Source organism: Shewanella sp. ECSMB14101, assembly GCF_000773485.1.
Classification (GTDB): domain Bacteria; phylum Pseudomonadota; class Gammaproteobacteria; order Enterobacterales; family Shewanellaceae; genus Shewanella; species Shewanella marisflavi.
The window spans coordinates 70571-83461 of sequence record NZ_JSFF01000004.1 but is presented as its reverse complement, the minus strand read 5'-3'; the positions used below and the strand labels follow the sequence as shown (position 1 = coordinate 83461).

Genomic DNA, 12891 nt, shown 5'->3' with positions numbered 1-12891 from the left:
TTAACTAGCCTAACTATATGATACTTATGTCTAATGACACACTAAGCATATAAGCGGCCCCTTGATACATCACAGTATACCTCGACTAAAAAGCGCTATTTTCCCCTCTTAAACGTGAGTTTTGCTCAAGTTGTCATTTTTTTGCAGAGAAAAGGCTTGAATTCATCATTCTTTGGCATATGATGAAATTCTGTTCACTAGCAACAGTCACCTGAACTTAGGAGCCATACACTGGCTTTTAAGATAAAGCGCGAGTCTGAATTACCCTTCAGACTCTTTGTTTAGAGCGATTACCGTCGCTGTAGCAAGATACTGCATACCGTCGCGGTAACTATGAGGGATCAATAATGGAAAAACTTTCCGGCGCCAGCATGATCGTCCGATCATTAATCGATGAAGGCGTTAAACACATTTTCGGCTACCCTGGTGGCTCAGTTCTCGATATCTACGATGCTCTGCATCAAAAATCTGGCATTGAACATATTCTCGTACGCCATGAACAGGCCGCCGTGCACATGGCTGATGGTTATGCCCGCGCAACAGGTAAAGTGGGTGTGGTACTTGTCACCTCAGGGCCAGGTGCCACCAATGCGATCACTGGCATCGCCACCGCCTACATGGATTCGATCCCACTGGTCGTCCTCTCGGGTCAGGTGCCCAGCAACTTGATTGGTAACGATGCCTTCCAGGAATGCGACATGATCGGCATCTCTCGCCCCGTGGTGAAACATAGCTTCCTGGTCACTGATGCCAAGGATATTCCGGGCATCATTAAGAAGGCGTTTTATATCGCCTCAACCGGTCGCCCCGGCCCTGTGGTGGTAGACATTCCTAAAGATTGCCTTAACCCGCAAATTTTGCATGAATATCAATATCCAGATGAGATAAACATGCGCTCTTATAACCCCACGACTACGGGACACAAAGGGCAGATCCGCCGCGGACTGCAGGCACTGATAAAAGCCAAGAAGCCAGTGCTTTATGTGGGCGGCGGTGCGGTGATTTCCGGCTGCGACCAACAGATCCGCACCCTGTCTGAGCGTTTAGGCATTCCTGTCGTCAGCACTCTAATGGGTCTAGGGGCATTTCCCGGCACCCACGCCAATAGCGTCGGCATGCTCGGCATGCACGGCTGTTATGAGGCCAATATGGCGATGCACAATGCCGACCTTATCTTCGGTATCGGGGTAAGATTTGACGATCGCACCACCAACAATGTTGAGAAATATTGTCCCAATGCCACCATATTGCATATCGATATCGACCCGTCATCCATCTCTAAGACGGTCAGGGTCGATATCCCTATCGTAGGCTCGGCGGATAATGTGCTCGATAATATGCTCGCCCTGCTGGACAGTGACCCAGCAATGAAAAACGATGAAGGTGCCATCGATTATTGGTGGAGCGAGATCAATCAATGGCGCAGTCGCAATAGTCTGGCCTACGACACCAATAGCGAGCGTATTAAGCCGCAACAAGTGATCGAGACGCTGCATAAGCTGACCCAGGGCGATGCCTATGTGGCCTCTGACGTGGGACAGCATCAGATGTTTGCAGCCCTCTATTACCCCTTCAACAAGCCGCGTCGCTGGATCAACTCAGGCGGCCTGGGCACCATGGGATTTGGCCTACCAGCCGCCATGGGGGTGAAGATGGCGATGCCTGAAGAAACCGTCATCTGTGTCACAGGTGATGGCTCCATTCAAATGAATATTCAGGAGCTATCAACGGCGCTACAGTACGACACACCTGTAAAAATTATAAACCTAAACAACCGTTTCCTTGGCATGGTAAAACAGTGGCAGGACATGATCTACTCGGGTCGTCACTCCCACTCCTATATGGATTCAGTGCCTAATTTTGCCAAAATTGCCGAGGCCTATGGCCACGTGGGCATGACCATTAGCGATCCCGCCGAGCTAGAAGCCGGCCTGGAAAAGGCCCTTGCAATGAAAGACAAGCTGGTTTTTGTCGATATCAGTGTCGATGAAACTGAGCACGTCTATCCCATGCAGATCCGTGGTGGGGCAATGAATGAAATGTGGCTAAGCAAAACGGAGAAAAGCTAATGCGTCGAATTATTTCTGTATTACTCGAAAACCAGCCCGGCGCCCTATCTCGTGTAGTAGGCCTTTTCTCTCAGCGTGGCTACAACATCGAAAGCCTGACGGTAGCGCCGACAGATGATATCACCCTGTCACGACTGAATATTACCCTGGTGGCTGACGAAGCAGTACTTGAGCAAATTGAGAAGCAGCTTCACAAACTCATTGATATCCTTAAGGTATCTAACATTACCGAGTCCAGCCATATCGAGCGGGAGCTGGCCTTGGTGAAGGTAAAGGCCAAGGGAGCGGGTCGCGAAGAAGTCAAACGCACAGCAGACATCTTCCGCGGTCAGATAGTGGATGTGACGGCTGAGCTCTATACCATTCAAATGGCAGGCACCTCAGACAAACTCGATGCTTTTATCACGGCTATCGGTGAGGTCACTAAGGTTATCGAGGTATCACGCTCTGGCGTTGTCGGTCTGTGCCGCGGCGAAAAAGCGATGCGGGCCTAAAACGATAAATTAATCTTATTTAGGCCTCAACCAAAAACGCCAGCAGCTGCTGGCGTTTTATTATTAATGCTGGACTGATGCGCTTAGTAACCACCTTCGGCAAGTTTGACCTCCTCCAATAGGCCGCATAACCAACACCTTAGCTAAAGCTAGCCCAAGACAAACTTTGAGATAGGGCTACCTAAAAAACGGCCAGCTGGCTATCATGAAACCAGCTAAGCCATCCCTGACGGAACACCCATTGAAAACATTCGACTTTAACCTGCTGCCCTTGCTGGAAGTTTTACTCGAGGAGCAAAGTGTCACCGCTGCAGCAGAGCGCCTACACCTCAGCCAGTCTGCGGTAAGTAAGCAACTCAATAAGCTCAGAGAGTCCTTCGACGATCAACTGTTTGAGCGCACCGCCCACGGCCTTCGCCCAACACCTAAGGCTAAACAGCTCGGGCCTGAGATCCGCCAGATCCTGAACCAGGTCTCCTCTCTTACCCGACCCAGTGACTTCGATCCCTCTATGAGCCACAGGCGTTTTCGCCTTGAATTGGTCGAGACTGCTTACTCGCTGACCTATCCGCGTTTCATGCCAACCCTGCTTAAACAAGCGCCTAAGATCACTATAGATAGCCAGACCTGGCACAACGAGAGCATGGAGCGTCTGCTGCGCTGCGATACCGATCTGGGAATTGCCTGCCGAGAATGGGACGAACGCTCATTACAGCATGTCAATAACCTGCCCAGCGCCTTGCGCTACGTCGAGCTGACCCGAGACATCTCTCTGTGTCTGGTACGCGAGGGCCACCCACTGCTTAGCGAAGAATGGAACCTCAATACTTTCCTCAAGTATCGCCACATACAGGTCACCTTTGGCGGTATCTCCCACTGGCTGCTTGATGATGTACTGCAGATAAAACACCTTAAACGGGATATTGCGGTTAACCTCACCGATTTTAATAGCGCCATGCAACTGTGTGAGCAGAGCGATCTTATCCTCTGTTCACCGGCAAAATACGCCAAAGAGATGATGGGTCAATATAAGCTGGTCTCCTTGCCCGCCCCCACACAAATGGTCCCCGGCACTTATCTGCTGCTCTGGCACAAACATTTCGATCTCGACCCCAGTCATCGCTGGCTGCGGGAGTTAATCATCGACTCTGTGCAAGGGTATGAAACTTGAGAAAGGCCCATAAAAAAACGCCAGCGAGATGAAGGCTGGCGTTTTGCTTGGAGATGGAATCTTAGGCTAGAAGCCTTCGACTCCTTTCATGTCAGGTAAGTGGTGAGCAATACCCTTATGACAATCGATACAGGTTTTCTCGCCACTGGCCAATGAGGTGGAGTGCATATTGGCCGCACGTGTCGATTGACGAGTAAAATCCATGTAGTCGAAATTGTGGCAGTTACGACATTCGAGCGAATCGTTGGCTTTCAGTCGTGCCCATTCATGCTCGGCCAGTTCACGGCGCTTGGCCTCAAACTTTTCACGAGTATTAATAGTGCCAAATACCTTACCCCAAACCTCTTTTGAGGCCTGCATCTTACGGGCTATTTTGTCTGTCCAGTTATGGGGAACATGACAATCAGGACAGGTCGCACGCACACCACTTCGGTTAGTAAAGTGTATGGTTGTCTTCAACTCTTCATACACGTTATTTTCCATCTCGTGGCAACTGATACAGAAAGCTTCCTGGTTGGTCGCTTCTAAGGCAGTGTTGAATCCCCCCCAGAAGATGACCCCAGCAATGAAGCCGCCTAAGGTGAGAAAACCTAAGCTGTAATGCACGCTGGGCTTTCTTAACACCTGCCAGATTTTTTTCAACTTATCTAACATACGGCCGCTCCTAGTGCTTAGTTGCTTCAGCTTTGATTAAGTGGTCGATATCGATAAATTCATTATCTACCAGAGTTTTAGCATCCAGCTGTGGCACGTGGCACTGAGTACAAAAATAGCGACGTGGTGATAGATCCGCTAAGAAGTTGTTCTCTCTATCCATGTAGTGAGTCACACTCACCATAGGCGCCTGTGAGTCCCCTGTACGCTTGCGGGCGTGGCAAGACATACACTTGTTTACCTTAAGGTCAACCTGATAACCGTCGATCTTATGTGGGATCACAGGCGGCTGCATGGGGTAGTTACGCACCTGCTTGATGTCTGTGTTACGAACCTTAGGCATCACAGGTGGCGTCGGGTTAGTGTCAAGCGGCGCCTGTCTCAGGGTGGCCACCTTTTCATCTGGCACACTGGCAGCGCTGACGTTAAATACCGCAGCTGCAGAGAGACTCACCAGGGTCGCAAAAGTTACAAATTTCAATGTTTTCATGGTGATCCTCCTTATGCCTTAACCACTTTAACTGCACACTTCTTAAAGTCAGTCTGTTTAGACAAAGGATCCGTCGCATCTAGCGTCACCTTGTTAATCAGCTGGCTGGCATCGAACCAAGGTACAAAGACCAGGCCGACGGGTGGCTTGTTACGACCACGGGTCTCGACGCGTGTCTTTATCTCACCACGGCGTGACACCACCTTCACCTCATCACCACGGCGCAGGCCGCGCTTCTTGGCATCATCTGGATGCATGAAGCAGACTGCATCGGGGAAGGCGCGGTACAGCTCAGGCACACGTTGAGTCATAGAACCTGAATGCCAGTGCTCTAGCACACGACCGGTCGATAACCAGAGGTTAAACTCTTCATCTGGTGACTCAGCGGCAGGCTCGTATGGCAGTGCGTAGATAACAGCCTTACCATCTGGCTTACCGTAGAACTGGAAGCCTGTACCTGGTTTCACATAAGGATCGCTACCTTCACGGAAACGCCACTTGGTTTCTTTGCCATTCACTACAGGCCAGCGTAGGCCATGCACCTCATGATAGGTATCGAAGTCCGCCAAGTCATGGCCGTGACCGCGACCAAAAGCAGCGTACTCTTCAAACAGGCCTTTTTGTACATAGTAACCAAAGTGCTTGGCTTCATCGTTCATGTACTTAGGATCCGCCTGCTCTAGGGGGAAGTTATCGACATTACCGTTTTGATAAAGAACCTGGAACAAGGTCTTGCCCTTGTATTCTGGATTGGCCGCCAGCACCTCTTTTGGCCAGACTTCGTCGGTAGTAAAGCGCTTAGAGAACTCCATCAACTGCCAGAGATCTGAGCGAGACTCGCCCGGCGCTTTGACCATCTGATGCCAGAACTGGGTACGACGCTCTGCGTTACCATAGGCGCCCTCTTTCTCCACCCACATAGCGGTAGGCAGGATAAGGTCAGCAGCCTGAGTCGTCACCGTTGGGTAGGCATCTGACACTACAATGAAGTTTTCGGGGTTTCGGTAACCAGGTAAGCCCTCTTCATTCATGTTAGGGGCGGCCTGCATGTTGTTGTTCACCTGCACCCAGTAAGCATTGATGTCGCCATCTTTGAGGCGGCGATTCTGCTCTACCGCATGATAGCCAGGCTTAGGTGGAATGATGCCATCAGGGATCTTCCAAATCTTCTCGGCAATCTTTCTGTGTTCTGGGTTATTCACCACAAGATCTGCTGGCAGACGATGTGAGAAGGTGCCCACTTCACGAGCGGTACCACAGGCTGAAGGTTGACCTGTCAACGAGAATGGGCTGTTACCCGGCGTTGAGATCTTACCTGTTAGCAGATGGATGTTATAAATCAGGTTGTTACACCACACACCACGGGTATGTTGGTTGAAGCCCATGGTCCAGAATGAGGTGACCTTGGTATTCGGATCGGCGTAGAGTTTCGCCAGTTCAATCAACTTATCTTCTGGCACGCCTGAAAGCTTGCTGACTGATGCCACATCATAGTCGGCAACAAAGGCCTTGAAAGCGTCGAATTCAATCGGGGTAGACTTGCCAGCCGTCTTCACGTTCTTAGCTTTTTGTTGTAGCGGATGGCTTGCACGCAGACCGTAACCTATGTCGGTTTCACCCTGACGGAAGTTGACATGCTTTTTAACGAAGTCCCAGTTCACCGCATCGTTTTGAATGATGTAGTTGGCAATGAAGTTAAGGATTGCCAGATCTGTCTGCGGCGTAAAGACGATACCGAGATCGGCTAAGTCGAAAGATCTGTGCGTAAAGGTCGATAGTACTGACACCTTAACATGCGGCGCACTCAGACGACGGTCGGTGACACGGCTCCAAAGGATGGGGTGCATCTCGGCCATGTTAGAGCCCCAAAGCACAAAGGCATCGGCGTGCTCCATGTCATCATAACATCCCATAGGCTCATCGATACCGAAGGTGCGCATAAAGCCACCCACAGCAGACGCCATACAGTGACGGGCGTTAGGGTCAATGTTGTTCGAGCCAAAGCCTGCCTTCATCAGCTTAGAGGCGGCATAACCTTCCCAAACTGTCCACTGGCCTGAGCCAAACATACCAATAGCGGTTGGGCCCTTTTTCTTAATGGTGGCTTTCCATTTTTCCGCCATAGTGTCGAAGGCGGTGTCCCAGCTAACCGGCGTGAATTCACCATGCTTGTCGTACTTACCATTGGTCATACGCAGCATGGGGGTCTGTAGTCTGTCTTTGCCGTACATGATCTTAGACAGGAAGTAACCCTTGATACAGTTCAGACCGCGGTTCACCTCACTCTCAGCATCACCATGGGTGGCAACGACTTTACCGTCGCGTGTTGCAACAATGACCGAACAGCCAGTGCCGCAGAAACGACAAGGTGCCTTGTTCCACTCAAGCTTAGTCTGCTCTGAACTGGTAATCAGGTTGCTTGCTGTTGCAGGCAGGGCTAAACCAGCTACTGAGGCAGCGGCCATAGCCGCATTTGCCTTCATAAATTCGCGTCGATTCATCTTCATTTTTCAACCTCTTCAAGCACTTCACTCTGGTGATACACCATGGCTGCGGACAGCACGCCCTCAATTTTGTTGATCGCCTCAATGTCAGCCATCAGCCCCTTTTGGGTCATGCCTTCGAGCACAACAACCAACTTGATCTCATCATTGACAGACAAATCAGCGTTTTCCATCTTCATGATTGTCTGTCTGACACTGGACATAAATTCAGGCTTAACCTGAACCACTAAACTGGTGACGTGAAGTTCATTGCTCATTGATATTTTCACTCTTTTATATTTGTTTGATAGCAGTGGTTTAACCTGCACCTGGTGGTCCGGTTAGTATCTGGCTAAACCAGATAGCAAACCCCAAACCAGAAACGAGTATCACTGACAGCAGGGGAGCAAGAAAAACGGTTAGAAACACAAATATTTTCAGCTCTAAACTTTTCTCTTCATTAGGTGTGGAACTCATGCATCCTCCAACGGGTCATGCCGATTTTCATCTCAGATAAAGCCGGCTTGCCAGTGGTTGGTGTGGGCCAATCAATCGATAAAACCGTACTTTTTTTCCTGGTATTTATGGTATCAATAACTTATTAACATTCTGTATACCCCTAAATCGGTAAATTCTATGCAGGTTTGATCTGGATCATCCTTTTGAAGCAGATAAAACCCGGATCACTTCTCCTAGACATATTTTTCGATTGAGAAAGCAACAAAATGAATAAATTAGCTATTCATAAACAACTAAAACATAGTCATAAAATCGCGATTTAGTAAGTCAAAACGTGATCTAAATCGTAAAAATATATCAATGGGGGTAGACTCGGTTTTCCAGAGGTAATAAAAAAGCACCCATTGCGGGTGCTTTTTTAGTCATAATGACAACAATCAGGCTTCGGCGATACGGTTCAGGATACGCTTCTCAGAGATGGGATAGGCGGTACCCAGCACCTGAGCGAAACAGGAGACGCGATACTCCTCTATCATCCAGCGCGCCTCTTGCAGCGCCTCGGGAACGGCTGCACTACGCGGCACCTTGGCCAGCTGTGCCGCCAGCGTCTGCTGCACATTATTGATACTGTGCAGGTGCAAACGATCGCGATTGGGATCGACCGGCAGCTTATCCAAGCGATTATCAATCGCCTTAATATAACGAATTAAATCTGCCAGGCGCTGCCAACCGCACTGCTCTACAAACCCTTTAAACACCAGGTTATCCAGCTGAGTTTGAATATCACTCATCGCAAAGGCGATATCCAGACTAATCTTGCCTTTAAGACGCTTTTTCACCTTTTGATACAGGGTCAAAATCTCCTCCACCTGCAGGGCTATCTTGGCCGCCGTAGGGTTAAGATCCTGACGCACGATATCTTTTGCCTGTTCAAACTGCGCTTCGCTACGCACATCTAAGCCCTTCTGATCCAGCAGCTGCTGCACCGCCGCCGACAAGATATCGTCGATTAGATACTGCACCTGCCCAAAGGGATTAAAATACATCGCCAATTTAGCCTTGTTGGGCAGGGTATTCTGCAGGTGCTTAACTGGCGATGGCATATTGAGCAACAAGAGACGCTGCAAACCCACCTTATGACTGCGACTGGCTTCATGCTCATCGTCAAATAGCTTAATCGCCACACTAGTCTTATTATCCACCAGCGCAGGAAACGCCTTCACCTGGAAATTACCGCGGCGCTTTTCATACTGTTTGGGCAGCTCACCGAAGCTCCACTGAGTTAGCTCACTCTGCTCAATACCACTCTCGGCCACATTGCGGATCGCCTGGGTCACCTTACCCTGTAACTTATCTTTAAGCTGATCCAGATCCCGCCCTTGGGCCAACAGCTTGCCGTTATCATCTTCAACCTTAAAGTTAATTAGCAGGTGCGGCGCCAATTGAGAGAGGTCAAAATCATCTGGCGAGATACGCACGCCGCTCATCCGCAGCAGCTGCTTACACATGGCCTCCAGCAGACTCATCTCACCGCTGATATTCGTGCTGCTCTTAATGCTAGTCATCGCCTGCAGGCAGGCTCTGGCGTAATCTGGTGCCGGCACAAAGTTACGTCTAAGGGTTTTCGGCAAAGATTTGATCAGCGCAGTGATCTTCTCTTCCCTTAGCCCAGGCACTAACCAATCGAAGCCTTGAGCCTCTATCTGATTAAGCAGCGCCACAGGCAGATGCACTGAAACGCCATCGTCAGGATCGGCGGGTTCAAAATGGTAGCTCAGAGAGAGGTTAAAGTTGCCCTGATGCCAGCTGTCGGGAAAATCCAGCGCAGAGACATGCTCATCGCTGCGTTTCATCAGCTGCTCACGCTCGAAATCCAGCAGATGGGGCTGGCGCTTCTTCTCCTGCTTCCACCAGGTCAATAACTTAGGCGCATTGTAGATCCCCTCGGGGATGCGCGCCTGATAGAAATCCACCAGCGCCTGCTCGTCCACCAAGATATCGCGGCGACGGGACTTATGTTCCAGTGCTTCGATATCTTCCAGCAGGGCGCGATTTTTAACGAAGAAGGCTTCCTTGGTGCGAAGTTCCCCTTCTGCCAATGCACTGCGAATAAAGATCTCGCGGGCCTCAACAGGCTCGATCGGGCCATATTGCACTCGGCGACGATTGACTATGGTTAACCCATACAGCTGCTGATTCTCCAGCGCCACCACACTGCCCTGCTTGGCCTCAAAATGAGGTTCGACATAACTCTTCTTTACCAGATGGCCGGCCAGTGGCTCGACCCATTCTGGCTGGATCTTGGCACAGCAGCGGGCAAACAGGCGCGAGGTCTCGGTCATCTCCGCCGCCATGATCCACTTTGGCCCCTTCTTCGCCAGCGGCGATCCTGGGAAAACGAAGAACTTGCGATTGCGGGCGCCAAGATATTTGTTGTCCTTATCCTTAAAGCCGATATGGCTCAGCAGGCCGGTCAGCAGGGATTTATGCAGCAGCTCATAGTCGGCGGGCTCACTGTTGAGCTTCCACTTAAGGTCATGCACTGCCTGACGCAATTGCGTATAGAGATCCTGCCACTCACGCACCCGCAGGTACGCCAGGAATTCCTGCTTACATAACTTGCGGAACTGACTGGCCGACAGGGCCTTTTGCTGCTCCTTGATATGATCCCACAGCTTAACCCAGGCGATAAAATCGGAATCCTTATCGTTAAAGCGGCGGTGGGCCTCATCGGCGGCCTGCTTCTTATCCATAGGACGCTCACGAGGATCCTGAATCGACAAACCCGCAGTGATCACCAATGTCTCATGCAGACAGCCATAGTCTTTGGCCTGTACCACCATGCGCGCCAGACGCGGATCCACCGGAATACTCGCCAGCTGGCGTCCAAGAGGCGTCAGTTGCAATTGCCCCTTGTGTTTGCTCACCGATTGCAACTCTTCCAGCAGCAGGAAGCCGTCGCGAATGTAACGCGCATCGGGCGGCTGAATAAAGGGGAAACCTTCGATGTCGCCAAGGCCAATGGAAAGCATCTGTAGAATCACCGAAGCCAGGTTGGTTCGTAAAATCTCGGGATCGGTAAACTCGGGGCGATTGTTAAAGTCGGCTTCATCGTAGAGACGAATACAGATCCCCGGCGCCACGCGGCCACAACGACCCTGACGCTGATTGGCGCTGGCCTGAGAGATAGGCTCAATTGGCAGGCGCTGCACCTTAGTGCGGTAGCTATAACGACTGATACGTGCCGTCCCTGGGTCAATTACATACTTGATCCCTGGTACCGTCAGCGAGGTTTCCGCCACGTTGGTGGCCAGCACAATACGTCGCCCGCGATGGCTCTTAAACACCTTAGACTGCTCGCCGTAGGAGAGGCGCGCATAGAGAGGCAGAACCTCGGTATCTCGGTATTGCTGCTTATTGAGTTGGTCTGCTAGGTCACGGATTTCACGCTCGCCATTGAGGAAGATCAGGATATCGCCGGGCCCCTCGCCCATCAGCTCCTCAACCGCAGCAAAGATGCCGTCGGTGAGATCCAAGTCTTCATCCTGCTCGCGCACTAAAGGACGATAGCGGGTCTCCACCGGATAGGTTCGACCCGACACCTCGATCACGGGCGCATTGTTAAAATGCTTAGAAAAACGATCCACATCTATGGTGGCCGAGGTGATGATCACCTTAAGATCCGGGCGGCGCTTGAGCACACTCTTGAGATAACCCAGAATGAAGTCGATATTCAGGCTTCGCTCGTGGGCCTCATCGATAATGATGGTGTCATATTGATCCAGGTATTTGTCTGAACTCAGCTCCGCCAACAAGATACCGTCGGTCATCAACTTAATATAGGAGGTCGGCTTAATGGCATCGGCAAAGCGTACCTTAAAGCCCACCACTTCGCCTAAGGGACTGCCTAGCTCTTCGGCCACACGACTTGCGACGCTGCGAGCAGCAAGTCGACGGGGCTGGGTGTGACCGATAAGGCCGCGACTGCCTAGGCCAAGCTCGAGGCAAATTTTAGGCAGCTGAGTCGTCTTACCCGAGCCGGTTTCACCGGCCACAATCACCACCTGATGGTTGGCGATCGCCTCGGCAATTTCCGCACGTTTTTGTGAGATTGGCAGGGCTTCGGGATAGCTGATCTCGGGTCGGTTTTGTAAACGTTCCTGTGCCTTGGCCGCTGCAGCAATGGCCTGCTCAGCTAACTTAGCCAATTGCTCATTTTTCTGCTCACCATCGGCCTGTTTTTTTAACCTATGTAAGCGGCGTTTGATACGTGAGGCATCGGCCTGATAACACTGATTCAAGAAGGCATGAGACAAGGGGTGACGTGGCGAATTCAAATGCAAAACCCATATAGCAAAACACAAAGCAGAGATCCTACCAAGTAACGGTCCACTTTGGTATGGAAAATCGCGCCAGACGGGCTAATTTGTTCACCTTTTCTCTTACTGAGGCCCCAATACTGGGATACGAAAAAAGGTGAACTGAAGCATAAGCTTAGGCAGGCTTGAGATAACACTCCTGCATAGAGTTATTGATCGCCCTCAGCACGGCATTTCTATCTATGATGCCAATGACCCTGCCTTGATCGACAACCGGATAGATTTTTGGCTTAGGCAGCAGCATCTGCTCGGCAAGGCTTATGATGGACTCATCTTTGGCAACGCTAAGCACATCGGTGCGCATACAGTCGCTCACGTTGGCGGTAAGATCACAATGATAGGTACTCTTTAGCATCACGGCTAAACAATCTTGTTGCGACAAAAACCCCACTAAATGACCCTGTGTATCAACCACAGACGCGCCTAATTTTTTTTGTGTTAACAGCTTTTCGACTGCAGCAGCCAGTGTCATATCCGCCTGTAATAACACGGGTTGGCGATCCATATAATCAACGACTTTCATCGACTCCATATTCTGACTCCTTTTTAGTGTCTGCACCTTAAGTGTATATAAGGTTGGTCTAAAAAGCCGAAGATTTGACCAATTTTATTTATAAGCAGACAAAACAGCCACTTACTTAACAATCAAAAAATTTGAAGCCGATCAATTTTACCCGCCAAATTGGGACATT

General features: G+C 50.4%; 10 protein-coding genes. 3 read left to right on the top strand and 7 right to left on the bottom strand.

Features of this window, described 5'->3' with window-relative positions; all coding sequences use genetic code 11:
- Positions 1-347 precede the first annotated feature (347 nt).
- The 3 genes from NY07_RS05285 (at position 348) to NY07_RS05275 (ending at position 3734) form a co-directional block, all read left to right on the top strand.
- Positions 348-2069 (top strand): acetolactate synthase 3 large subunit, encoded by a 1722-nt coding sequence (locus NY07_RS05285; protein ID WP_033538305.1) that lies wholly within the window; start codon positions 348-350, stop codon positions 2067-2069.
- A complete protein-coding gene (gene ilvN / locus NY07_RS05280) occupies positions 2069-2563 on the top strand; it encodes an acetolactate synthase small subunit (RefSeq protein ID WP_033538304.1) in 495 nt (164 codons plus the stop codon). Before NY07_RS05285 ends, ilvN begins: the two co-directional genes overlap by 1 nt.
- A 241-nt stretch (positions 2564-2804) precedes the next feature.
- The gene (locus NY07_RS05275) at positions 2805-3734 is read left to right on the top strand and encodes a LysR family transcriptional regulator (RefSeq protein WP_033538303.1); all 930 of its coding nucleotides are present in this window, start codon (positions 2805-2807) and stop codon (positions 3732-3734) included.
- A gap of 66 nt (positions 3735-3800) precedes the next feature.
- On the opposite strand, the gene NY07_RS05270 is transcribed toward NY07_RS05275, so the two are convergent.
- The 7 genes from NY07_RS05270 to NY07_RS05240 form a co-directional block, all read right to left on the bottom strand.
- Positions 3801-4388 (bottom strand): cytochrome c3 family protein, encoded by a 588-nt coding sequence (locus NY07_RS05270; RefSeq protein WP_033538302.1) that lies wholly within the window; start codon positions 4386-4388, stop codon positions 3801-3803.
- A gap of 10 nt (positions 4389-4398) precedes the next feature.
- On the bottom strand, positions 4399-4878 hold the full coding sequence (locus NY07_RS05265) for a nitrate reductase cytochrome c-type subunit (RefSeq protein WP_033538301.1): 480 nt from the start codon (positions 4876-4878) through the stop codon (positions 4399-4401).
- A gap of 11 nt (positions 4879-4889) precedes the next feature.
- Positions 4890-7379, bottom strand: a complete 2490-nt coding sequence (gene napA, locus NY07_RS05260; protein WP_033538445.1) for a nitrate reductase catalytic subunit NapA — start codon at positions 7377-7379, stop codon at positions 4890-4892.
- Between the two features lie 2 nt (positions 7380-7381).
- The gene (locus tag NY07_RS05255; protein ID WP_033538300.1) at positions 7382-7639 is read right to left on the bottom strand and encodes a chaperone NapD; all 258 of its coding nucleotides are present in this window, start codon (positions 7637-7639) and stop codon (positions 7382-7384) included.
- 40 nt (positions 7640-7679) lie between these two features.
- Positions 7680-7838 carry a periplasmic nitrate reductase, NapE protein gene (locus tag NY07_RS05250; RefSeq protein ID WP_033538299.1) on the bottom strand — a complete coding sequence of 53 codons (159 nt, stop codon included), beginning with the start codon at positions 7836-7838 and terminating at the stop codon, positions 7680-7682.
- Between the two features lie 419 nt (positions 7839-8257).
- On the bottom strand, positions 8258-12157 hold the full coding sequence (hrpA, locus tag NY07_RS05245) for an ATP-dependent RNA helicase HrpA (RefSeq protein ID WP_373681755.1): 3900 nt from the start codon (positions 12155-12157) through the stop codon (positions 8258-8260).
- Positions 12158-12314: 157 nt separating this feature from the next.
- On the bottom strand, positions 12315-12731 hold the full coding sequence (locus NY07_RS05240) for a CBS domain-containing protein (protein WP_033538298.1): 417 nt from the start codon (positions 12729-12731) through the stop codon (positions 12315-12317).
- Positions 12732-12891: the final 160 nt, after the last annotated feature.

Bases quoted from the DNA above. Each gene is read 5' to 3' on its own strand.
- NY07_RS05270 (WP_033538302.1), bottom strand. From the start codon at position 4,388: ATGTTAGATAAGTTGAAAAAAATCTGGCAGGTGTTAAGAAAGCCCAGC.
- ilvN (WP_033538304.1), top strand. From the start codon at position 2,069: ATGCGTCGAATTATTTCTGTATTACTCGAAAACCAGCCCGGCGCCCTA.
- NY07_RS05285 (WP_033538305.1), top strand. From the start codon at position 348: ATGGAAAAACTTTCCGGCGCCAGCATGATCGTCCGATCATTAATCGAT.
- napA (WP_033538445.1), bottom strand. From the start codon at position 7,379: ATGAATCGACGCGAATTTATGAAGGCAAATGCGGCTATGGCCGCTGCC.
- NY07_RS05240 (WP_033538298.1), bottom strand. From the start codon at position 12,731: ATGGAGTCGATGAAAGTCGTTGATTATATGGATCGCCAACCCGTGTTA.
- NY07_RS05265 (WP_033538301.1), bottom strand. From the start codon at position 4,878: ATGAAAACATTGAAATTTGTAACTTTTGCGACCCTGGTGAGTCTCTCT.
- NY07_RS05255 (WP_033538300.1), bottom strand. From the start codon at position 7,639: ATGAGCAATGAACTTCACGTCACCAGTTTAGTGGTTCAGGTTAAGCCT.
- NY07_RS05250 (WP_033538299.1), bottom strand. From the start codon at position 7,838: ATGAGTTCCACACCTAATGAAGAGAAAAGTTTAGAGCTGAAAATATTT.